The organism is Xanthomonas sp. SHU 166 (genome assembly GCF_000364685.1).
GTDB lineage: Bacteria > Pseudomonadota > Gammaproteobacteria > Xanthomonadales > Xanthomonadaceae > Xanthomonas_A > Xanthomonas_A sontii.
Window position 1 is genome coordinate 1 of the sequence record NZ_AQOJ01000886.1, and the last position, 466, is coordinate 466.

Consider the following 466-nt stretch of genomic DNA (forward strand, 5'->3'; position numbering starts at 1 on the left):
GCCGCGGCCCACGCGCGCCCAGTCGGCGATCAGGCCGCGCGCTTCGGTACCGCCGAAGCCCAGGCGGCGACCATGCAGCACGCCCTGCCGCTGCGCCAGCCATGGCAGCAGACGGTACGCCAACGGCAGCAGATAACCGCGCGGCGCGGGGAACCGGCGCCAGTACGGCGTGCCGCTGGCGACCAGCCACAGCGCGGCGAAGGCCTGCGGCTGCAGGCTGGCGTAGCAGCAGGCGAGCTGTCCGCCGAGGCTGTGGCCGCCGACGAGCAGCGGTGCCGCGATCCCGCACCCGGCGATCGCCGCTTGGCTGGCGGGCAGATCCAGTTGCAGCAGGGCGCGATAGCCCCAGTCGCATTGCCGCGACGGCCGCAGCGTGCTGCTGCCGTTGCCGCGCCATTCGTGCAGGAACGCCGCGACGCCGTGCGCGGCCAGCGCTTCGGCGAACGGCAGGTAATGGCGCGCAGCC

Annotated in this window: 1 protein-coding gene; it reads right to left on the bottom strand. The window is 74.7% G+C overall.

Annotated features, from left to right (window positions below; genetic code table 11):
• A partial coding sequence (locus D180_RS20040; RefSeq protein WP_017914169.1) for an alpha/beta fold hydrolase occupies positions 1-466 on the bottom strand: 466 nt, incomplete at both ends.